General features: G+C 67.1%; 20 protein-coding genes. 14 read left to right on the top strand and 6 right to left on the bottom strand.

The annotated features are described in order from the left end of the window. The first annotated feature begins 7 nt into the window (after positions 1-7). From fusA to LMQ14_RS23320, 7 genes are all read left to right on the top strand, one after another. Positions 8-2,113, top strand: a complete 2,106-nt coding sequence (fusA, locus tag LMQ14_RS23350; protein ID WP_267732006.1) for an elongation factor G — start codon at positions 8-10, stop codon at positions 2,111-2,113. 100 nt (positions 2,114-2,213) lie between these two features. Beyond that, positions 2,214-3,404 carry an elongation factor Tu gene (gene tuf, locus LMQ14_RS23345; protein WP_267732005.1) on the top strand — a complete coding sequence of 397 codons (1,191 nt, stop codon included), beginning with the start codon at positions 2,214-2,216 and terminating at the stop codon, positions 3,402-3,404. A gap of 171 nt (positions 3,405-3,575) precedes the next feature. Then, the gene (locus LMQ14_RS23340) at positions 3,576-4,361 is read left to right on the top strand and encodes a PE family protein (RefSeq protein ID WP_267732004.1); all 786 of its coding nucleotides are present in this window, start codon (positions 3,576-3,578) and stop codon (positions 4,359-4,361) included. Positions 4,362-4,456: 95 nt separating this feature from the next. Beyond that, on the top strand, positions 4,457-5,281 hold the full coding sequence (locus LMQ14_RS23335) for an SHOCT domain-containing protein (RefSeq protein ID WP_267732003.1): 825 nt from the start codon (positions 4,457-4,459) through the stop codon (positions 5,279-5,281). A 78-nt stretch (positions 5,282-5,359) separates the two neighbouring features. Continuing rightward, positions 5,360-6,187 carry a mycofactocin-coupled SDR family oxidoreductase gene (locus LMQ14_RS23330; RefSeq protein WP_267732002.1) on the top strand — a complete coding sequence of 276 codons (828 nt, stop codon included), beginning with the start codon at positions 5,360-5,362 and terminating at the stop codon, positions 6,185-6,187. 25 nt (positions 6,188-6,212) lie between these two features. Continuing rightward, positions 6,213-7,385, top strand: a complete 1,173-nt coding sequence (locus tag LMQ14_RS23325; protein WP_267732001.1) for an NAD(P)/FAD-dependent oxidoreductase — start codon at positions 6,213-6,215, stop codon at positions 7,383-7,385. Between the two features lie 5 nt (positions 7,386-7,390). Continuing rightward, positions 7,391-8,374, top strand: a complete 984-nt coding sequence (locus LMQ14_RS23320) for a D-2-hydroxyacid dehydrogenase family protein (RefSeq protein WP_267732000.1) — start codon at positions 7,391-7,393, stop codon at positions 8,372-8,374. Here LMQ14_RS23320 and LMQ14_RS23315 read toward each other — a convergent pair. From LMQ14_RS23315 to mftR, 4 genes are all read right to left on the bottom strand, one after another. After that, positions 8,371-9,645: a VOC family protein gene (locus LMQ14_RS23315; RefSeq protein WP_267731999.1), complete on the bottom strand. Its 1,275-nt coding sequence runs from the start codon at positions 9,643-9,645 to the stop codon at positions 8,371-8,373. The two genes, LMQ14_RS23320 and LMQ14_RS23315, sit on opposite strands and share 4 nt — an antisense overlap. Beyond that, positions 9,642-10,163, bottom strand: coding sequence for an RNA polymerase sigma factor (locus tag LMQ14_RS23310; protein ID WP_267731998.1), 522 nt, complete (start codon positions 10,161-10,163; stop codon positions 9,642-9,644). Before LMQ14_RS23310 ends, LMQ14_RS23315 begins: the two co-directional genes overlap by 4 nt. A gap of 67 nt (positions 10,164-10,230) precedes the next feature. Continuing rightward, entirely contained in the window at positions 10,231-11,292 is a 1,062-nt protein-coding gene (locus tag LMQ14_RS23305; RefSeq protein WP_267731997.1) for a DUF2332 domain-containing protein, read from the bottom strand. Continuing rightward, positions 11,289-11,885, bottom strand: coding sequence for a mycofactocin system transcriptional regulator (gene mftR, locus LMQ14_RS23300; protein ID WP_267731996.1), 597 nt, complete (start codon positions 11,883-11,885; stop codon positions 11,289-11,291). Before mftR ends, LMQ14_RS23305 begins: the two co-directional genes overlap by 4 nt. Positions 11,886-11,983: 98 nt before the next feature. Between mftR and mftA the strand changes: the two genes are divergently transcribed. The 7 genes from mftA to mftG all read left to right on the top strand — a co-directional run bounded on the left by mftA (position 11,984) and on the right by mftG (position 18,603). Next, positions 11,984-12,073: a mycofactocin precursor MftA gene (mftA, locus tag LMQ14_RS23295; RefSeq protein WP_267731995.1), complete on the top strand. Its 90-nt coding sequence runs from the start codon at positions 11,984-11,986 to the stop codon at positions 12,071-12,073. Then, entirely contained in the window at positions 12,058-12,387 is a 330-nt protein-coding gene (mftB, locus tag LMQ14_RS23290; protein ID WP_267731994.1) for a mycofactocin biosynthesis chaperone MftB, read from the top strand. Before mftA ends, mftB begins: the two co-directional genes overlap by 16 nt. After that, the gene (mftC, locus tag LMQ14_RS23285) at positions 12,384-13,574 is read left to right on the top strand and encodes a mycofactocin radical SAM maturase (RefSeq protein WP_267731993.1); all 1,191 of its coding nucleotides are present in this window, start codon (positions 12,384-12,386) and stop codon (positions 13,572-13,574) included. Before mftB ends, mftC begins: the two co-directional genes overlap by 4 nt. A gap of 2 nt (positions 13,575-13,576) precedes the next feature. Continuing rightward, entirely contained in the window at positions 13,577-14,767 is a 1,191-nt protein-coding gene (gene mftD / locus LMQ14_RS23280; protein ID WP_267731992.1) for a pre-mycofactocin synthase MftD, read from the top strand. A gap of 253 nt (positions 14,768-15,020) precedes the next feature. After that, complete coding sequence (mftE, locus tag LMQ14_RS23275) at positions 15,021-15,752, top strand: mycofactocin biosynthesis peptidyl-dipeptidase MftE (RefSeq protein ID WP_267731991.1); 732 nt, start codon at positions 15,021-15,023, stop codon at positions 15,750-15,752. Continuing rightward, positions 15,749-17,161, top strand: coding sequence for a mycofactocin biosynthesis glycosyltransferase MftF (gene mftF / locus LMQ14_RS23270; protein WP_267731990.1), 1,413 nt, complete (start codon positions 15,749-15,751; stop codon positions 17,159-17,161). Before mftE ends, mftF begins: the two co-directional genes overlap by 4 nt. Positions 17,162-17,169: 8 nt before the next feature. Beyond that, a complete protein-coding gene (gene mftG / locus LMQ14_RS23265; protein WP_267731989.1) occupies positions 17,170-18,603 on the top strand; it encodes a mycofactocin system GMC family oxidoreductase MftG in 1,434 nt (477 codons plus the stop codon). Between the two features lie 22 nt (positions 18,604-18,625). Here the strand turns inward: mftG and LMQ14_RS23260 are convergent, their stop codons facing one another. Then, positions 18,626-19,585 (bottom strand): 3-keto-5-aminohexanoate cleavage protein, encoded by a 960-nt coding sequence (locus LMQ14_RS23260; protein ID WP_267731988.1) that lies wholly within the window; start codon positions 19,583-19,585, stop codon positions 18,626-18,628. A gap of 160 nt (positions 19,586-19,745) precedes the next feature. Then, the gene (locus LMQ14_RS23255) at positions 19,746-21,284 is read right to left on the bottom strand and encodes an MFS transporter (RefSeq protein ID WP_324291078.1); all 1,539 of its coding nucleotides are present in this window, start codon (positions 21,282-21,284) and stop codon (positions 19,746-19,748) included. Positions 21,285-21,339: the final 55 nt, after the last annotated feature.

Raw genomic sequence — 21,339 nt, 5'->3', positions numbered from 1 at the left:
GACTTCTGTGGCACAGAAGGACGTGCTGACCGACCTGACCAAGGTCCGCAACATCGGCATCATGGCGCACATCGACGCCGGCAAGACCACGACGACGGAGCGCATCCTCTACTACACCGGTATCAGCTACAAGATCGGTGAGGTCCACGACGGCGCCGCCACCATGGACTGGATGGAGCAGGAGCAGGAGCGCGGAATCACCATCACCTCCGCCGCCACCACCTGCTTCTGGAATGACAACCAGATCAACATCATCGACACACCCGGGCACGTCGACTTCACTGTCGAGGTGGAGCGCAGCCTGCGTGTTCTCGACGGTGCCGTTGCCGTGTTCGACGGCAAGGAGGGCGTCGAGCCGCAGTCCGAGCAGGTGTGGCGGCAGGCCGACAAGTACGACGTCCCGCGGATCTGTTTCGTCAACAAGATGGACAAGATCGGTGCCGACTTCTACTTCTCGGTCCGCACGATGGAAGAGCGCCTCGGCGCCAATGTCATCCCGATCCAGCTGCCCGTCGGCTCCGAGGGCGACTTCGAGGGCATCGTCGACCTGGTCGAGATGAAGGCCAAGGTGTGGCGGGGCGAGACCAAGCTCGGCGAGACCTACGAGACCATCGACATCCCCGCCGAACTGCAGGAGAAGGCCGACGAGTACCGCACCAAGCTGCTCGAGGCCGTCGCCGAGACCGACGAGGCACTGCTGGAGAAGTACTTCGGTGGCGAAGAGCTCACCGTCGCGGAGATCAAGGGCGCCATCCGCAAGCTGACCATCAGCTCCGAGGCGTACCCGGTGCTGTGCGGCAGCGCGTTCAAGAACAAGGGCGTGCAGCCGATGCTGGACGCGGTCATCGACTACCTGCCCTCGCCGCTGGACGTGCTACCGGCCGTCGGCCACCCGCCGGGCAAGGAGGACGAGGAGATCGTCCGCAAGCCGTCGACCGACGAGCCCTTCTCGGCGCTGGCGTTCAAGGTCGCCACGCACCCGTTCTTCGGCAAGCTGACCTACGTCCGGGTGTACTCGGGCAAGGTCGACTCCGGCAGCCAGGTCATCAACGCCACCAAGGGCAAGAAGGAGCGGCTGGGCAAGCTGTTCCAGATGCACTCCAACAAGGAGAACCCGGTGGAGACGGCCTCGGCGGGGCACATCTACGCGGTGATCGGGCTCAAGGACACCACCACCGGTGACACCCTGAGCGACCCGAACCAGCAGATCGTGCTCGAGTCGATGACCTTCCCCGACCCGGTCATCGAGGTGGCCATCGAGCCCAAGACGAAGAGCGACCAGGAGAAGCTGTCGCTGTCGATCCAGAAGCTCGCCGAGGAGGACCCGACCTTCAAGGTGCACCAGGACAACGAGACCGGCCAGACCGTGATCGGCGGGATGGGCGAGCTGCACCTGGACATCCTGGTGGACCGGATGCGCCGCGAATTCAAGGTCGAGGCCAACGTCGGCAAGCCGCAGGTCGCCTACAAGGAGACCATCAAGCGGATCGCGGAAAAGGTCGAATTCACCCACAAGAAGCAGACGGGTGGCTCGGGCCAGTTCGCGAAGGTGCTCATCAACCTCGAGCCGTTCACCGGCGAGGACGGCGCGACCTACGAGTTCGAGAACAAGGTCACCGGTGGTCGCATCCCGCGGGAGTACATCCCGTCGGTGGATGCAGGTGCCCAGGACGCGATGCAGTACGGCGTGCTGGCCGGCTACCCGCTGGTGAACCTGAAGGTCACCTTGCTTGACGGTGCCTACCACGAGGTTGACTCCTCGGAAATGGCGTTCAAGATCGCAGGGTCACAGGTGCTGAAAAAGGCTGCGCAGCAAGCCCAGCCGGTGATCCTCGAGCCGATCATGGCGGTCGAAGTGACCACACCCGAGGACTACATGGGTGACGTGATCGGCGACCTGAACTCCCGCCGTGGCCAGATCCAGGCCATGGAGGAGCGGGCTGGTGCGCGCGTCGTTCGGGCGCACGTGCCGCTGTCGGAGATGTTCGGCTATGTCGGCGACCTGCGGTCTAAGACTCAAGGCCGGGCGAACTACTCCATGGTGTTCGACTCGTATGCCGAAGTCCCGGCGAACGTCTCGAAGGAGATCATCGCCAAGGCGACGGGCGAGTGAACATCAGCTCGGAGTAACCTGGCCCGGTTACCACCGCGGCACTTACAACAACATCAACACTGCTTTTCAAAAGCACCAATTAGTCCAGGAGGACACAGAAGTGGCGAAGGCGAAGTTCGAGCGGACGAAGCCGCACGTCAACATCGGGACCATTGGTCACGTTGACCACGGCAAGACCACGCTGACCGCGGCGATCACCAAAGTTCTGCATGACAAGTACCCGAACCTCAACGAGTCGCGCGCCTTCGACCAGATCGACAACGCGCCCGAGGAGCGTCAGCGCGGTATCACGATCAACATCTCCCACGTGGAGTACCAGACCGAGAAGCGTCACTACGCCCACGTGGACGCCCCGGGTCACGCCGACTACATCAAGAACATGATCACCGGTGCGGCCCAGATGGACGGCGCGATCCTGGTGGTTGCCGCCACCGACGGACCGATGCCGCAGACCCGTGAGCACGTGCTGCTGGCCCGTCAGGTCGGGGTGCCCTACATCCTGGTCGCCCTGAACAAGGCCGACATGGTCGACGACGAGGAGCTGCTCGAGCTCGTCGAGCTCGAGGTACGCGAGCTGCTGGCCGCCCAGGAGTTCGACGAGGAGGCTCCGGTGATCCGGGTCTCGGCGCTCAAGGCGCTCGAGGGCGACGCGGACTGGGTTAAGTCCGTCGAGGAGCTGATGGACGCCGTCGACGAGTCGATTCCGGACCCGGTTCGCGAGACCGACAAGCCGTTCCTGATGCCCGTCGAGGACGTCTTCACGATCACCGGTCGTGGCACCGTGGTCACCGGTCGTGTCGAGCGCGGCGTGATCAACGTGAACGAGGAAGTCGAGATCGTCGGCATCAAGCCGACCAGCACCAAGACCACGGTCACCGGTGTGGAGATGTTCCGCAAGCTGCTGGACCAGGGCCAGGCCGGCGACAACGTCGGGCTGCTGCTGCGTGGTATCAAGCGTGAGGACGTCGAGCGCGGCCAGGTTGTGGTCAAGCCCGGCACCACCACGCCGCACACCGAGTTCGAGGGCAGCGTCTACATCCTGTCCAAGGACGAGGGCGGCCGGCACACGCCGTTCTTCAACAACTACCGTCCGCAGTTCTACTTCCGTACCACGGACGTGACCGGCGTGGTGACGCTGCCGGAGGGCACCGAAATGGTGATGCCCGGTGACAACACCAACATCTCGGTGAAGCTGATCCAGCCCGTCGCCATGGATGACGGTCTGCGGTTCGCTATCCGCGAGGGTGGCCGTACCGTCGGCGCCGGCCGGGTCGTGAAGATCATCACCTAGCTCTACAGCACAAAGCCCGGACTAGCCGATTTTCGGCGGTCCGGGCTTTGCGCATTTCGGCCCCGCAGAAGCTGCACAACTGATTTGCTAATTTCCGGTAAGATCTGTCGATGTCAGTCTGAAATTAACGGTTGGGGAAGTTGACCGTCGAGGCCTGGCCGGGAGGTTCGGATGTCGTTCGTAAATGCGACGCCGGAGTATGTGGCGGCCGCGGCATCCGACCTGGCCAAAATCGGGTCCGCCATCAACTACGCCAACTCGGCGGCGTCGGGCGCGACCTCGGCGGTCGAGGCCGCTGGCGCCGATGCGGTGTCCGCAAGCATTTCGCACCTGTTCGGCGTCCACGCCGCGGCCTATCAGGCCATCAGCGCTCAGGCAGCGATGTTCCATCAGCAATTTGTCGAGCTCATGAGCGGTGGCGCGACGCAGTACGCGGACACCGAGGTCGTCAACGCCGCGCCGCTGCAGGCGGCGGCACAGCCTGTGCTCGGCGCGGCCAGTTCATCCGGCCAGGCACTGAGCGCCCAGCAGTCGATCTTCGGCGCTGCGGCACAGGCAGGTTCCGTGGCGTCCGGGGTGCCGGTGGCAGCGGCTGTGCAGCCGGGTGTCGCAGCGCCGGCCGCGGTGGCAGCGCCGACGGCCGCACCGGTGGCGGCGACGGCCACACCGATGGCGGCGACCACCGCGGCAGCGGCCGCGCCGGCGGGATCGGCGGCTTCGGCCCCCGCGGCCGCGGCGCCGAGCGCGGAAACACCAGTCTCTACGCCGGCTCCGGCGGCCCCGTCGGCGGATGTGACCGGCCCGGCGACCGCCTCGACGGCCCCGGCGGACGTCGCGGCCGCGGAACTCACGTCGGCCACGATGCTGCCCGCGGCGATCCCGGCGGCGTCGATTGGGCCAGCCACGCCGCCCCCGCCCGCCGCTCCCAAAGGCCGTCCGCCGACACCCTCGCGTTGAATGGCCTGGGCCGATGCCCGGACGCCGGTTATGGATAACGCGCACGCGACAGCGCTAATCTGACACGAACTTCCCGGCTAGGCGAGGAGACACACGTGTTGGCGCGCTATCTCAAGACGCAGTTAGTGGTTCTGCTGTGCGGCGGTTTGGTCGGGCCGATCTTTCTGGTCGTCTACTTCACTCTCGGCCTGGGCAGCGTGCTGCAGTGGATGTTCTATGTCGGCCTACTCATCACGGTGGCCGACGTGCTGATCGCGCTCGCATTGACCAACTACGGCGCGAAGTCGGCGGCCAAATCGGCGCTGCTGGAGCAACACGGGGTGCTGGCGCTCGCCCAAATCACCGGGCTCGCCGAGACGGGGACCCGGATCAACGACCAGCCGCTGGTGAAGGTCGACTTGCACATCGCCGGACCGGGTTTCACGCCGTTCGACAGTCAAGACCGGGTCATCGCCAACGTCACCAGGTTGGGCAATCTCACCGCGCGCAAACTCGTGGTACTGCTCGACCCCACCACCCAAGAATACCAAATCGACTGGGAGCGAAGCGCTTTGGTTAACGGGCTGGTGCCAGCGCAGTTTACCGTGGCCGAGGACAACAGGACCTATGACCTCAGCGGGCAAGCCGGGCCGCTGATGGAGATCCTGCAGATCCTCAAGGACAACAATGTTCCGCTCAACCGGATGGTCGACATTCGGTCAAACCCGGGGCTACGTCAGCAGATCCAAGCGGTGGTGCGCCGCGCTGCCGAGCAGGCGCCCGCGGCGCAAGGGGCCCCGGCCGGCGCGGGACCGGTCGGCTCACCCCCACCGGCATCGATCGGCGAGCGACTCCAACAGCTCGAGACACTGCGCGCCAGTGGCGCCTTGACCGACGAGGAGTACAACGCGCGGCGGACCCAGATCATCTCGGAGATCTGAGCTCGTCGACTCTTCGAACCGAGTTAGAACACGTTTCAGTTTCGCTGCTAGCCTGTGATTCGGCGAAAGGGGCGTGCCGTGTCGGGACGTGAAGGATCACTGCAAGGACGAGTGGCATTCGTGACCGGCGCCGCCCGCGCGCAAGGGCGTGCGCACGCGGTGCGGCTGGCTCACGAGGGCGCCGACATCATCGCGCTCGACATCTGCGCATCGGCGTCGGACACCGTGACGTACACGCCGGCCACCCCCGAAGATCTCAGCGAGACCGTCCGTCTGGTGGAGGCCGAGGGCCGCAAGATCCTGGCGCGCGCCGGCGACATTCGCGACGACCCCACCGTGCGCCAACTGGTGGCCGACGGCGTGGAGCAGTTCGGCCGGCTCGACATCGTGGTGGCCAACGCCGGTGTGCTGGGCTGGGGCCGGGTCTGGGAACTCACCGACGAGCAGTGGGACACCGTCATCGGGGTCAACCTGACCGGCACCTGGCGCACCCTGCGTGCCGCGATTCCCGCGATGATCGAGGCCGGCAACGGCGGATCGATCGTCGTCGTCAGCTCGTCGGCCGGACTGAAGGCCACGCCCGGCAACGGCCACTACTCGGCCAGCAAGTTCGGGCTGACCGCGCTGACCAACACCCTGGCGATCGAGCTCGGCGAATACGGCATCCGGGTCAACTCCATCCATCCCTACTCGATCGACACCCCGATGATCGAACCGGAAGCAATGATGGAGATCTTCGCCAAGCATCCCCGCTTCGTGCACAGCTTCCCGCCAATGCCGATGCAGTACAAGGGATTCATGGCGGCCGAAGAGGTCTCCGATGTCGTCGCCTGGTTGGCCGGCGACGGCGCGGGCACGGTGACCGGCATGCAGATCCCCGTCGATAAGGGTGCCCTAAAGTACTGACCGCCCCGCGTGCTATGAACTCCACGTGAGCAATAAAGGAATCGTGATCGTCGGGGGCGGGCTCGCGGCTGCGCGCACGGCCGAGCAATTGCGTCGGTCGGAATACACCGGGCCAGTCACGATCGTCAGCGACGAGGTCCATTTGCCCTACGATCGGCCGCCGCTGTCCAAGGAAGTGCTGCGCAAAGAGGTTGACGACGTCGCCCTCAAGCCGCGTGAGTTCTACGACGAGAACGACATCACGCTGCGGCTCGGGGCGGCGGCCACCGGCCTGGACACCGCCGCTCAGACCCTGACCCTTTCCGACGGAACATCGCTTGGTTACGACGAGCTGGTGATCGCGACGGGTTTGGTCCCGCGGCGCATCCCGGCGTTCCCGGATCTCGAGGGAATTCGCGTGCTGCGCTCGTTCGACGAGAGCATGGCGCTGCGCGAGCACGCTTCCCAGGCGCGGCACGCCGTGGTGGTCGGCGCCGGCTTCATCGGTTGCGAGGTCGCGGCCAGCCTGCGCAGCCTGGGGGTCGACGTGGTGCTGGTGGAGCCGCAGCCCACGCCGTTGGCCTCGGTGCTCGGCGAACAGATCGGCGAGCTGGTGTCGCGGCTGCATCGCGGCGAAGGCGTCGACGTGCGTACCGGCATCGGTGTGGCCGAGGTGCGCGGTGACGGCCGTGTCGAGACGGTGGTGCTGTCCGATGGCACCGAGCTGGCGGCCGACCTGGTGGTCGTCGGTATCGGGTCGCGGCCGGCCGCCGAATGGCTGGAGGGCAGCGGCGTCGACGTCGACAACGGTGTCATCTGCGACGAGGCCGGCCGCACCAGTGCGCCCAATGTGTGGGCCCTTGGCGACGTCGCGTCGTGGCGCGATGCGACGGGACATCAAGCACGCGTAGAACATTGGAGCAACGTTGCCGACCAGGCCCGGGTGGTGGTGCCCGCGATGCTTGGCCAGGAGGTGCCGTCGGTCACGGTGGTGCCGTACTTCTGGAGCGACCAGTACGACGTCAAGATCCAGTGCCTGGGGGAGCCGGAGGCCACCGACATCGTGCACCTGGTCGAGGACGACGGGCGAAAGTTCCTGGCCTACTACGAGCGCGACGGAGTTGTGGTCGGCGTGGTCGGCGGCGGGTTGCCGGGCAAAGTCATGAAGGCCCGCGGCAAAATCGCTGCCGCAACACCCATTTCGGAAATGCTGGGCTGACGCCCATGCCCCGGGTGGCGATACTCGATGACTACGCCGGTATGGCACTCGAGCTCGCCGACTGGTCGCCGGTGCAGAGCCGATCCGAGATCACCGTCTTCGACCGGCATCTCTCCGAAGCGGAAGCGGCAGAAGTACTGCAGCCGTTCGACGTGATCTGTACCGTGCGCGAACGGATGGCGTTGCCGCGCACGCTGATCGAGCGGCTGGGAAACCTGAAGCTGATCACGATCGTCGGCATGAGCCTGCCGAACCTGGACATGGCCGCGGCCAGCGAATCCGGCGTCCTGGTCGCCCATTCGGATTTCGCCAACCCCCGATTCCGGGCGGTCCACGACGCCACGCCCGAACTCGCCTGGGGCCTGCTGATCGCGACGGTGCGCAACTTGGCCGAAGAGCATCGGCGGATGCGCGATGGTGGATGGCAGAGCAGCGCCGGCGTAACGCTTGCCGGCAAGACTCTCGGGCTGCTGGGCCTGGGCCGGACCGGTAAGCGGATGGCCGAGTACGGAGGCGTGTTTGGCATGGAAGTCATTGCGTGGAGCCAGAATCTCACCGAGGAGGCCGCGACGGCTGCCGGTGCGCGCCGGGTGGAGAAAGCGGCGTTGTTCGACTCCGCCGATGTGGTCTCCATCCACCTGGTGCTCTCCGAGCGGACGCGAGGCTTGGTCGGCGGACCCGAGCTGGCCCTGATGAACCCGCACGCCTACTTGATCAACACGTCGCGGGGCCCGATCGTCGACGAGGCGGCGCTGATCTCGGCGCTGCAGGCCGGGCGCATCGCCGGCGCCGGGCTCGACGTCTTCGACGTCGAACCTCCCGCGCCCGACCATCCATTGCGCCGGCTGCCGAATGTGACGCTGTCTCCCCACCTGGGGTACGTCACCCGCGAGATGCTGGGCGCTTTCTATTCGGACAGCATCGAAGCCGTGGTGGCCTGGCTGGACGGCGCGCCGGTCCGGATCGCCAACCCCGAGGCACTGACCTAGAGCTGCCCCAGGTAGAACCGCGCGCCCTGGTCGTCGGTGCACTCGGCGCTGATGCCGTAGGGCTGGCGGGCCGGCTCGGCAAGTACGGTGCCGCCGGCTTCGCGGACCCGTGCGACCGCCGCGTCGATATCGGCGACTGTCCACATCGGCACGGTGGTCGGGCGCGCGCTGCCCCCGGCGGCCCCGGCCATCGGATGCGATCCCACCACCTGCCAGCCATCGGTCACGCGGCCCGGCTCGAAGCTCCACCGCAACAGTCGGCCGTAGAACTCGCGGAACCCGGCCGAATCCGCCACTTCGTAAGTGACGTAGGACAGTTCACCGGGCCCGGAACCGTTGAGTTCTGGGCGCTTTCGGCCGGCGGTGGGTTGGTGAACCGCGAACGCCGTGCCCAGCGGGTCGGTGGCGTCGAGCAGGACGCCGTACTCGGTGTCCCGGATTTCGCCCGGGACACCACCCGCCTCGGCGATCGCGATGCGGGCGGCCTCGACGTCGTCGACGGCGTAGCAGCAGAACAAGGTGGCGGGTGCTGCGGTGGCGAAAATTCCGGTCGGCAGGTCGGTGTTGGTCACCTGGTGTGACGCGGGGTCGAATGTCCAGCCCAGGACATGCCCGTAGAAGGCCGCCGCGCGGTCGGCGTCCGGAGTCCACACCGAGATGTAGCCGATGTCGCCGTGCGCGATGGTGGTGACGGGCGCAGCCGTGGGCCCGGACAACATCCAGCGGTGCCCGAAGGGGTCGATGATGGTGGCGTTGCGCGTTCCGTAGTTCTGGTAGACCTCCCGCTCGACGGTCGCACCGTGTTCGCGGGCTTGGTGCAGGGCCGCATCGGTGTCGGCCACGTGCAACATCAGGCTGACCGAAACAGCTTTCGGTGCAGGTGCTTTCAAGCCAAGCTCCGGATACTCGTCGGCCAGGTACAGCACACCACCGTCGATCGCGATCTCGGCATGCCCAATTCGCCCGTCGTCCATGATGATTGGATCACCGACCACGACGGCGCCGAACGCCTCGGTGTACCACGTGATGGCCGCGCGTGCGTTCGCCACACTCAGATAGGGCAGTGCCGCCGGTCGCGGCGCCCGCGGCGCATCGGGTTCGGCCAGGTCGGCAAGGGCAGTTGTGGTGCCGCTCATGACAACTCCTTCTGGTAGGGAAAGTCCGGCTTCTAGTTGCCGGCGCAGCCGCGCGGCGAAAGCCGGATCAGGTTGAACCGGAAGGTCATCGGTGCGCAGCACGCCGAGTGGATCGCTGTGGTTGCGCCGGTTCATGACATGCCTCCCTCCGGATAGTGCTTCTTGAATGCGCGGCGCGCCCGGACCAGGAGCGCTTCGGTGGCGTGCACCGTACGCCCGATCAGCGCGGCGCATTCGCCGACGCTGCAGTCGTCCATGTAGCGCAGCACCAGCACCGTGCGGTGCGGCTCGGCCAGCCGGGCCAGCACGGCTTCGGCGACCAGGCGATCCAGCTCGGCGTCCCAGTCGTCGGCCGTGTCGACGGGTTCCGGCGGCTCGGCCACCGGCACGCTGAGCCGGTCCTGACCGCGCCGATAGTGGTCGGCCAGTTTGTGTCGTGCCACGCCGAGCAACCACGCGATCGTGACCGGCGGCGGCTCGACCTTGCGCGCGGCGTCCATCGCCGCGAGGAAGGTCTCCGACGTCAGGTCCTCCGACGCGCCGCGATCGCCGCAGCGTCGCACGAAGTACCCGTAAACCACCGGCAACGCCTCGTCGTAGAGCGCCAAAAGCGCGCGTCGAGCGTCGGATTGGTGATCCGATTCGGCGCTCACACTCTTATCGTCGCCGCGGCAACGCGAACTCCGACGGGTTGTGCGCGAAAATTTTTGCCGATTGCGTCTATTGCCAGTTCACGGGTGGGCCGTGCGGATGGCATTCACCCAGAACCACGAGGTCGCCGCCGGGCCAGCGCCGGGCGCGCACCAGGAACTTGAGCGCACTGTCCGGGCCGTCGCGTGCGGGTTCCATCGTCAGGTGTGCGAACGGTGCGGCGGCATCGGCGCGTTCGCCCAGCGCGTTGACGTGAGCGCGCACGGCGCCACGCTCGTCCTGCGACAGGTACTGCCACGTGATCGAATGCCACAGCACGGTCAAGGCGCCGTCGGCCAGTGCCAGGCCGGCGACCGCGGCGCCGGCGCTCTGGCGCACCAGCTGCGCCGGTAACTTGCGGGCCACCGCGATCGCGCCGCGCAGCCGCTGCAGCCGGGCGGCCTGGTCCGGCCAGACATAGCTCAGCGCGGTCATCTCGCCGTCGGTACCGGTGACGCCGGTGACGTCTAACGGCGCGATGTCGAACCCCCGCCGCTCGGCGATCCGCACCGAACCGGTCGGCGGCACTCGACCCTGCCACGCGTCGTCGATGATCACCGGTGAGTCGATCGGTCCCCACTGCCCGCCGCCGTAGCGGTAGTGGTAGTGGTCGGCACGCAGGTTTAGTCCGGCGCTCGATCCGATCTCGAAAAGCCGTATCGGGAAATCGATTTCGTGGTTGATACGCAGCAGCGCGCCGATCAGCGCGGCGGATCGGCCGACCTCGTTGGTTTGCGGCGGCTGTCCCAGCGCCGCGCGCAGCGACTCGGCATGGCCGGCCGCGACGAGCTTGATCTCGGGCCACGCGCTGCCGGCATCCCAGCTGCCGCCGGTGCTGGGATACCAGCGGCGCAACACCGCTGCCCGGCCGTCGAGCACCAACCGGTGCAAGCCGCCCAGCAGCCGCAGCGGCACCGCCTCGCGCGACGGATCGTCCTCGTGGCCGGACAGGATCGTCGCGAAGATGCCGCCGGCTTCGACGTCGGAGGCCACCAGCTCGAACAGCTCGTCGTACATCCGGGAGCCCGACGCGCCGCAGAACCGTCCTTGCGACCGCAGTGTGTGCAGCAGGTGCTCGGTGTCGACGGTCATGGTTTCAGCCTGTTCAGCCCGGCGCCGGCGACGTCGAAGGCGTTGCCGAGTGCGGTCGGCAACGTGACGGACTCGTCGCGCAGCCAATGCTCGTAGGCCGAGAGCGCGACCCCGAGCAGCGTCCATGCGACGGTCTGGGGCAGCAGGTCGGTTGTCTTGGCACCCGAGCGCCGGGCGACGAATTCCGCGATCACCTCACGCCATCCGGCGTACATCGTCATCGAATATGCCTGCAGTTCGGCGGTCTGCAGAATGACCCGCATCCGCTGCCGGTGCTGGACGGTCTCCGAGTCGTCAAAGGTGTTGAACGCCAACAGCGCTGATCGCAGCGCCGCACCCAGCGGGACCCGCGGGCCGACCTTGTCGAGCAGCTCGCGAAGACGCGCGAGGTGGCTGTCGAACTCGCCCCAGAGGATGGCGTTTTTGGAGGCGTAGTAGCGGAACAACGTGCGGCGCGAGATCCCGGCGGCCTGCGCGACATCATCGACGCTCACCTCGGCAAAGCCCCGCTCGGTGAACAGCTCGATCGCGACGTCGGTGATGTGGTCCGGTGTCGTCGAGCGGCGCCGGCCGACTCGCGACTGCGGAAGCATCAGACCCGCCCTTCCGTTTCGGCACTCGATGCCATATTCTGACGACGATTGTGACAAGATCGACCATCGTTGTCGAGACCGTAGGAGAGGTAATTCAGATGGATCGCGAGATCGAAACCGACACCGAGCTCGTCACCGAGACTTTGGTTGAAGAAGTGTCCATCGACGGAATGTGCGGGGTTTACTGACCGTGTCCGCGCCCGCGAGGGCTGGACAGACAGGAAGCCGATTCGACCCTGATCGCGGTTGGCGATTGCACCCGCAGGTCGCGGTTCGACCGGAACCGTTTGGCGCACTGCTCTATCACTTCGGCACCCGCAAGCTTTCCTTTCTGAAGAACCGCACCATCCTTGCGGTGGTGCGGTCGCTGGCCGACCATCCCGACGTCCGGTCGGCCTTGCGGGCCGAGGGGGTCGACGACTCCGAGCAGGGGCCGTACCTGCACGCGTTGGGTGTGCTGGTCGATTCCCACATGCTGGTGCCCCAGGAGGACCATCAATGACAACAGCGGCCGTACCCCGGCTCATCGAGCAATTCGAGCACGGGCTGGATGCGCCCATCTGCCTGACGTGGGAGCTCACCTACGCCTGCAACCTGGCCTGCGTGCACTGCCTATCCTCCTCGGGTAAGCGCGACCCCCGCGAGCTGTCCACCCGCCAGTGCATGGACATCATCGACGAGCTGGAACGCATGCAGGTGTTCTACGTCAACATCGGTGGCGGGGAACCCACTGTGCGCCCGGACTTTTGGGAGCTGGTCGACTACGCGACCGCGCACCATGTCGGGGTGAAGTTCTCGACCAACGGCGTCCGCATCACGCCGGAGGTCGCCGCGCGACTGGCGGCCAGCGATTACGTGGATGTCCAGATCTCACTGGACGGCGCCACCGCCGAGGTCAACGACGCGGTCCGCGGGCCCGGGTCGTTCGCGATGGCGGTGCGTGCGCTGGAGAACCTGGCCGCGGCCGGATTTTCCGACGCCAAGATCTCCGTCGTGGTCACCCGGCACAACGTCGACCAGCTCGACGAATTCGCCGCCCTGGCAAGCCGTTACGGTGCGACACTGCGGATCACCCGATTGCGGCCATCGGGGCGCGGCGCGGATGTGTGGGAAGACCTGCACCCGACCGCGGCCCAGCAGGTTCAGCTGTATGACTGGCTGGTCGCCAAGGGGGAGCGGGTGCTCACCGGCGACTCCTTCTTCCACCTGGCCCCACTCGGCTCCTCCGGTGCGCTGTCCGGCCTGAACATGTGTGGAGCCGGCCGGGTGGTGTGCCTGATCGACCCGGTGGGCGACGTGTACGCCTGCCCGTTTGCCATCCACGACCGCTTCCTCGCGGGAAACGTGTTGTCCGAGGGCGGTTTTGACAACGTCTGGAAGAACGCTCCGCTTTTCCGCGAACTGCGCGAGCCGCAATCGGCGGGCGCCTGCGGCAGTTGCGGGCACTACGACAGCTGCCGTGGCGGCTGCATGGCGGCCAAGTTCTTTACCGGCCTGCCGATGGACGGGCCGGATCCCGAATGCGTCCAGGGGCACAGCGCGTCGGCCCTGGCTCGCGACCGGGAGACCCCGCGCCCGCGTGCCGACCACTCGCGTGGCCAGCGGGTGCGCCAGCCGGTGCCGCTGACCCTGTCGGTGCGGCCGCCCCAGCAACCGCCGGCGCGGCTGTGTAACGAAAGCCCCGTGTAGTCGTGGCCGACGAGTGGTTTGAAACCGTTGCCATCGCTCAGCAGCGCGCAAAGCGCCGGCTTCCGAAATCCGTTTATGCAGCGCTGGTTGCGGCCAGCGAAAAAGGAATTACGGTCGCCGACAACGTCGAAGCTTTCGGTGAACTCGGTTTTGCACCACACGTCGTAGGCGTGCAGGAAAAGCGCGACTTATCGACAACCGTTATGGGACAAGATATTTCCATGCCGGTGGTGATTTCACCGACCGGCGTTCAGGCGGTCGACCCGGACGGTGAGGTCGCCGTCGCCCGGGCCGCTGCGGCACGGGGAACGGCGATGGGTCTGTCGTCGTTCGCCAGCAAGCCGATCGAGGAAGTGATCGCCGCAAACTCCAAGCTGTTCTTCCAGGTGTACTGGCTGGGCGGGCGCGACGCGATCGCCGAGCGGGTCGAGCGGGCGCGCGCGGCCGGTGCGGTCGGTTTGATCGTCACCACCGACTGGTCCTTCTCGCACGGGCGTGACTGGGGCAGCCCCAAGATCCCCGAAGAGATGAACCTGCGGACCATCCTGCGGCTGTCCCCGGAGGCGGCCTTCAAGCCCCGGTGGTTCCTGAAGTGGGCGAAGACCATGCGTCCACCGGCGTTGTCGGTGCCGAACCAGGCGGCGCGCGGCGAGGCCGGTCCGCCTTTCTTCCAGGCCTACGGAGAGTGGATGGGCACGCCCCCGCCGACCTGGGAAGACATCGCCTGGCTGCGCGAACTGTGGGGCGGGCCATTCATGCTCAAGGGCATCATGCGCGTCGACGATGCGAAAAGAGCTGTGGATGCCGGTGTTTCGGCGATTTCGGTGTCGAACCACGGCGGCAACAACCTGGACGGGACGCCCGCGTCGATCCGCGCGCTACCCCCGGTGGTGGCGGCGGTCGGCGACCAGGTCGAGGTGTTGCTGGACGGCGGCATCCGGCGCGGGAGTGACGTGGTGAAGGCCGTGGCGTTGGGAGCGCGGGCGGTGATGATCGGCCGTGCCTATCTGTGGGGTCTCGCCGCGAATGGTCAGGCCGGCGTCGAGAACGTGCTCGACGTCCTGCGCGGGGGTATCGACTCGGCGCTCATGGGGCTGGGGCACGCCTCGGTCCATGACTTGCGCCCGGACGACATCCTGGTGCCGGACGGCTTCACCCGGGCACTGGGCGTGCCTGGGGGCGGACGGGCTTAGTCGATCCCGGCGGTGCCCGGGTGAATTCTGGGCACGTTGGGCGGCTTTGCCCAATTTCGGGACCGGGTCCCGGGCGGGACCTCGGCGCACTGCCGCCGAAATCGCACGGATCTGCGATTGCCAGCGAAAATGAACATGTGCGAAAATTGTGATACGCGCGTGGCAACCGTGACGGACGAGCCGAATTTCGGCGCTTCGATGAACAGCCCAGAAAAAAAATAACTTTGACCGCTCAACAATTGGTGCACGCCAGGTGAATTCGGCCTACCATCACCGAGTGCCCGTACTCGGCGAATTAGGAGCTGCGACGTCGAACGAGCTATTAAGCACCTCGCCGTCGATAATGATCCCGCTGGGATCCACCGAGCAACATGGTCCGCACCTGCCGCTGGACACCGACACCCGGATAGCGATGGCGGTCGCCAGGGGGGCCACGGCGAGCCTCGAGCAGGCGTGGTTGGTGGCGCCGGCCATCGCCTACGGCGCCAGCGGCGAGCACCAGAGTTTCGCCGGAACGATCTCCATCGGCACCGACGCCCTGACGATGCTGCTGGTCGAGTACGGCAGGTCGGCCGCCTGCTGGGCGCAGCGCCTGGTCTTCGTCAACGGCCACGGCGGTAACGCGGAGGCGTTGCACCGCGCGGTGACCACACTTCGCACCGAAGGTCGCGACGTCGCCTGGTCCCCCTGCGCGATCGCCGGCGCCGACGCCCATGCCGGCCATACCGAAACATCGGTGTTGCTGCATATCTCGCCGTCGGATGTGCTGACCGACCGGTGGCTGGCCGGGAACCGGGCGCCGCTGCCCGAGTTGCTCCCCACGATGCGCGCCGGCGGTGTCGCGGCGGTCAGCCCGGTCGGGGTGCTGGGGGACCCGACCACCGCCACCGCGGCGGAGGGCAAGCGCATCTTTTCGGAGATGGTCGACGGTTGTGTGCGCCGCATCGTGCGTTGGTCGCCCGGCCCCGACGGAATGTTGACATGAGTCAACCTCGACTGCCGGACGGGTTCGCCGTTCAGGTCGATCGCCGCGTGCGGGTGCTCGGCGACGGCTCGGCCTTGCTGGGCGGCTCACCGACCCGGCTACTCAAGCTGGCTCCCGCCGCCCAGGGCATGCTCTCGGATGGCCGGCTGAAGGTCCGCGACGACCTCAGCGCCCAGCTGGCCCGCACCCTGCTGGACGCCACCGTTGCCCATCCGCGCCCGGCCGGCGGCCCGTCGCACCGCGACGTCACCGTGGTAATCCCGGTGCGGGACAACGTTTCTGGTGTTAGGCACCTGTTGAATTCGCTGCGCGGTCTGCGCGTGATCGTCGTGGACGACGGTTCGTTGTCGCCGATCGGGCAGGAAGACTTCGCCGGTACCCACTGCGATATCGAGGTGTTGCACCACCCGCGAAGCAAGGGTCCGGCGGCAGCGCGCAACACCGGCCTGGCCGCGTGCACCACCGACTTCGTCGCGTTCATGGACTCCGACGTCACGCCGCGCCGAGGCTGGCTGGAAGCTCTCCTCGGTCACTTCTGCGACCCGACCGTGGCGCTGGTGGCGCCGCGCATCGTGGGCCTGGCGCACAGCGAGAACGTGGTGGCCCGGTACGAGGCGGTGCACTCCTCACTGGACCTCGGGCAGCGTGAAGCGCCGGTGTTGCCGCACAGCACGGTGTCCTACGTGCCCAGCGCGGCGATCATCTGCCGCCGCTCGGCCATCAGCGAGGTCGGCGGGTTCGACGAGACCATGCAGTCCGGCGAGGACGTCGACCTGTGCTGGCGGCTGATCGAGGCGGGCGCCCGGCTGCGCTACGAGCCGATCGCGCTGGTCGCGCACGATCACCGCACGCAATTGCGGGATTGGCTCGCGCGCAAGGCATTCTATGGCGGTTCCGCGGCCCCGCTGTCGGTGCGTCACCCCGACAAGACCGCCCCGGTGGTGATCTCCGGGTGGGCGCTGATGGCGTGGATACTGATGGCCCTCGGCACCAGCCTGTCCCAAGTGGCCTCGATCGTGATCGCGATCGTGACCGGCCGGCGCATCGCCAAAGCCATGCGCAGCGCCGAGACCTCGCTGACCGACGTCGTGGTGATCGCGGCGCGCGGTCTGTGGTCGGCGGCGCTGCAGCTGGCCTCGGCCATCTGTCGGCACTACTGGCCCGTGGCATTGCTCGCGGCCGTCATGTCGCGCCATTGCCGACACGTCGTGGTGGTCGCCGCCGTGATGGACGGAGTCGTCGACTGGCTGCGCCGCCGGGACGCCACCGGCGACGAGGCCGAGCCGATCGGACTGCTGACCTATCTGTTGCTCAAGCGGGTCGACGACCTGGCTTACGGCCTCGGGCTGTGGTGGGGCGTGGTCCGCGAACGCAACCTGCGAGCGCTCAAACCGCAGATCCGGACCTAGCCGCCGCCTTGACCACCACGCACAGCGATGTGCTGATCGTCGGCGCCGGAAGTGCTGGATCGGTTGTTGCCGAACGTCTTTCCGCCGATCCCGGCCGCACCGTGACCGTCCTCGAGGCCGGGCCCGCGCTGGCCGACCCGGCGCTGCTGGCCCGAACCACCAACGGGCTGCAGCTGCCGATCGGGGCGGGCAGCCCGCTGGTGCAGCGCTATGCGAGTCGAATCACCGATCACCCCGTACGCGAGCTGCCGATCGTGCGGGGGGCGACGGTCGGCGGTTCGGGGGCGGTCAATGGCGGATATTTCTGTCGCGGCTTGCCACGCGATTTCGATCGGGCCGCGATACCGGGCTGGGCGTGGTCCGACGTTGTCGACCATTTCCGGGCCATCGAGACCGACCTGGATTTCACCGGTCCCGCGCACGGCGACAGCGGACCGATTCTGGTGCGCCGGACGCACGAAATGACTGGTGCCACTGAACGTTTCATCGCAGCGGCGCAGGCTGCCGGGTTTTCCTGGATCGCCGACCTCAATGATTGTGGGCCCCAGTTGGTCCCGGGTATCGGTGCGGTGCCGCTCAACATCGTCGACGGCGTGCGCATCGGGTCGGGCGCCGGATATCTGCTGCCGGCGCTGGGGCGATCCAACCTGACCCTGCTGTCGCAGACGCGGGCCGTGCGATTGCGGTTTGACGGCACCGCCGCCGCGGGCGTCGACGCGGCGGGCCCGCAAGGCCCGACGACGCTGACCGCCGACCGAATCGTCTTGTGCGCCGGCGCTATTCAATCAGCACATCTGCTGATGGTGTCCGGAATCGGCGATGAGGCAATGTTGCGGGCAGTTGGTGTGCCGGTGGTGGCACCACTTCCGGTGGGGATGTCCTGCAGCGATCACCCCGAATGGGTGCTGCCCACCGACTGGGCGGTGGCCACCGGCCGGCCCGTGCTGGAGGTGGTGCTCAACGCCGCCGACGACATCGAGATCAGACCGTACACCGGCGGGTTCGTCGCGATGACCGGTGACGGCACCGCGGGGCATCCCGACTGGCCGCATCTCGGGGTCGCGCTGATGCAGCCGCGGGCCCGCGGACGCGTCTGGCTGGTGTCGGCGGATCCGGCGGTGCCCCCGCAAATCGAGCACCGCTACGACAGCGAGCCCGAGGATGTCGCCGCGTTGCGCCGCGGCAGCGAGCTCGCACGTGAACTCGCCAGTGCGGCAACATATGTCGGGCCGCCGGCATGGGCGACGTCGCAGCACCTGTGCGCCAGCGCCCCGATGGGTTCCGACGGTGACCCGCACGCGGTCGTCGACCCTCGGTGCCGCGTGCGCGGGATGGACAACCTCTGGGTGATCGACGGCTCCATCCTGCCCGCCATCACCAGCCGTGGGCCGCACGCGACCATCGTGATGCTCGGGCACCGCGCGGCGGAATTCGTTGCCTGAGTGGGCTTTCAGCAGAAGTTCGCTATGAGACGAGTTGAAATTCGGTGGCGGCCCGAACACCGCGGATAGCGGGGTGAGTGCGGTGATTGTCAGCCGGCAGGATCAGATCGCGCGCCTGCGACGGGGTGGCGATGGGCCGGCCGTATTCGCGGGCGATGCGCGCCACCTTCTCGACCAGTTCGGCGTTCGATCGCGCCTTACGCCCCGGCGCCAGATACGTCGTGTCCTCCATTCCGGTGCGGACGTGGCCACCGAGGCTCATGGCGAGCGTGGCGGCGTGAAAGTTGAACCGCCCGGCGCCGAGAATCGTCCAGTTCAAACCGGCGGGGATCTGGTTGGCGACGTGGACGATGGTGGCCGGATCGGCCGCCATGCCACCACTGCTGCCGACGACGATCAGCACGGACAGGGGCAGGCGCAGCACGCCGGCGTTGACCATCCTGATCACGTGCTGAAGATGCCCTAGGTCGAAGACGTCCAATTCGGGAACCAAGCCGGCGTCGTAGATGCGGGTGCACTGCTCGTTCACCGCATTCGGATCGTTGATGAAGGCATGCCCCGGGTAATTGAACGAGCACGGATTCACGGCGCACATCTCCGGTTTGAGTTCGGCCCGGCCGCCCCAGAGGGCGGGCGTCAGCGGGATGCTGGCGCCCTTGTCGACCCCGCCGTTGATTGCCGTGCCCCGGGTGGAGACCTCGATGAGCATCTCGGGGACGCGCGCCTTGACCGCCTCGATCGTCTCGATGTAGCGCGCGGCCCGCAGGCATTCGGATCCGTCGTCCTCCCGGACGTGCAGATGCAAGACCGCGGCACCCGCGCAAAACGAACGCTCGGCCTCCTCGGCGATCTCCTCCGGTGTGTAGGGGACGGGCACTCCGTGCTCTCGCAGGGTCAGGTGACCGGTCGGCGCCACGGTGATGATCACCGGCCGGTCCATGGGCATCTCGTAGCTGGGAAGGATGATTCCGGGTGCGCTCATAGGTGTGAAGCTAGTCACATTTCTCGGTGCGGCACTCCTCCGATCGGTCCTGTTGCCGGACGACACGGTGTCACTCAATCGGGGGACACCGCGACAGCCTCTGGGGTCGGGTGCCGTTGGATGCCGTTATGCCACGGCATGTTTCGAATTCAGGCCGCTGCTACCTGCGGCCGGCGAGAATCCGCCGCACCACCCGCAGCTGCTTTCCGTCCCGCCCGGGAGCCCACAGCCCGATCAGGATCGAAATCGCGGCGACGATCACGGCCATCGCGATCGTCGACGCATGCATGGCCGTCAGGAAGGCGGTCTTGCTGAGCTCGGCGAGTTTGGCCCCTTGCGGCCCGAGCTGGCCGGCCACCTCGACGGCCTTGGCGAGTGAGTCGGTGGCCGGGCCCCGCACCGCCGGCGGGAAGCTCGCCAATTGTGGCGCGAGCTCGTGGGAATAGCGTCCGGCCAGGATCGAGCCCGCCACGGCGATGCCCAACGCCCCACCCATCTCGCGTGAGGTGTCGTTCACCGCGGAAGCCACCCCCTGCTTTTCGTCGGGAACCGCGCCCATGATCGCCGAAGTCGTTGGTGCCGTGCATATCCCGATACCCGTGGCCAGGATCAGCGTCGGCCAGGCGAATTCGGTGTAGCTCGAGTGCAGGTCCAGTCTGTACATGCACGCGAAACCGACCGCCATCAGCAGCGTGCCGATGAACAGCACCAGTCGCAGACCGAGCTTCGGCACATACCAAAAGGACAACGCCGAGAAGATGCCCAACGGAATCATAAAGGGGCCGAAGGCAATTGCCGTCGCCAGCGGTGAATAGCCCATGATCTGCTGGACGTACTGCATGCCGATGTAGAAGAACCCGAACGTCGCGCCGAACAGTACGACGATCGCTGCCACCCCGGTGGCGAAGTTGGGGTCGGCGAACAGCCGCACGTCCAAAAGTGGGTGCTGTCGCCTGAATTCGACGACACCGAACAGCGCCGCAATGATCGCCCCGCCGCCTATGCCGCCCCACACCACGGGATCCTCCCAGCCCCGATTGGGGGCTTCCAGGATGGCGGCCACCGCGATCGCGACCGCGGCTCCGATCAGGACCGCGCCCAGCGCATCGATGCGGGGAGCGGCGCTGTCGCGCGACGGTGAGATGGTGCACGCCAGGGCGAAGATGACCAGCCCGGCGATGCCCAGTGACCAGAAGATCGCGTGCCAGTCCCAAAAGCGAAGCAGCAGGCCGGAACCGATCAAGCCGAACACCCCACCGGATCCGGCCGTGCCGGCCCAGATGCCGACGGCCTTCATCCGATCGTCTTTCGGGTAGGCCACGGTCAGCAGCGACAGCGTCGCGGGCATGACGAAGGCCGCGCCCACACCGGCCACCGCACGCCCCGCCATGATCTGCAGGGGAGTGTGCAAGATCGCCGGTGCCACCGAGCCCAGCGCGAACACCACCAAACCGGTCAGCAGGGCGCCCCGCCTGCCGTAGCGATCACCGATCGCCCCGGCCGGCAGCAGCAGGCAGGCCAGCGCCACGGTGTAGCCGTCGACGATCCAGTTCAGCTGCGACTGCGTCGCCGAGGTGGCCACCGCCAGGTCGCCCAGCGCGGTGTTCAGCGCCGTCATCGACGCGACCACCAGCGCGACCCCCATGCAGGCGACCGCCAGTGTCCAGGCACGCGCCCGAGGGCTACCGCCAATGCTCACTGGATCAGTACGCTGGTCAGGCCGGATCAGGACATCGACCATGAGATGCGCCTCC

This window comes from Mycobacterium sp. Aquia_213 (assembly GCF_026625985.1).
GTDB lineage: Bacteria > Actinomycetota > Actinomycetes > Mycobacteriales > Mycobacteriaceae > Mycobacterium.
This window is presented reverse-complemented; position numbering and strand designations above follow the sequence as displayed.

Bases quoted from the DNA above. Each gene is read 5' to 3' on its own strand.
- LMQ14_RS23340 (WP_267732004.1), top strand. From the start codon at position 3,576: ATGTCGTTCGTAAATGCGACGCCGGAGTATGTGGCGGCCGCGGCATCC.
- LMQ14_RS23320 (WP_267732000.1), top strand. From the start codon at position 7,391: ATGCCCCGGGTGGCGATACTCGATGACTACGCCGGTATGGCACTCGAG.
- LMQ14_RS23315 (WP_267731999.1), bottom strand. From the start codon at position 9,645: ATGAACCGGCGCAACCACAGCGATCCACTCGGCGTGCTGCGCACCGAT.
- LMQ14_RS23305 (WP_267731997.1), bottom strand. From the start codon at position 11,292: ATGACCGTCGACACCGAGCACCTGCTGCACACACTGCGGTCGCAAGGA.
- mftR (WP_267731996.1), bottom strand. From the start codon at position 11,885: ATGCTTCCGCAGTCGCGAGTCGGCCGGCGCCGCTCGACGACACCGGAC.
- mftA (WP_267731995.1), top strand. From the start codon at position 11,984: ATGGATCGCGAGATCGAAACCGACACCGAGCTCGTCACCGAGACTTTG.
- mftC (WP_267731993.1), top strand. From the start codon at position 12,384: ATGACAACAGCGGCCGTACCCCGGCTCATCGAGCAATTCGAGCACGGG.
- mftF (WP_267731990.1), top strand. From the start codon at position 15,749: ATGAGTCAACCTCGACTGCCGGACGGGTTCGCCGTTCAGGTCGATCGC.
- LMQ14_RS23260 (WP_267731988.1), bottom strand. From the start codon at position 19,585: ATGAGCGCACCCGGAATCATCCTTCCCAGCTACGAGATGCCCATGGAC.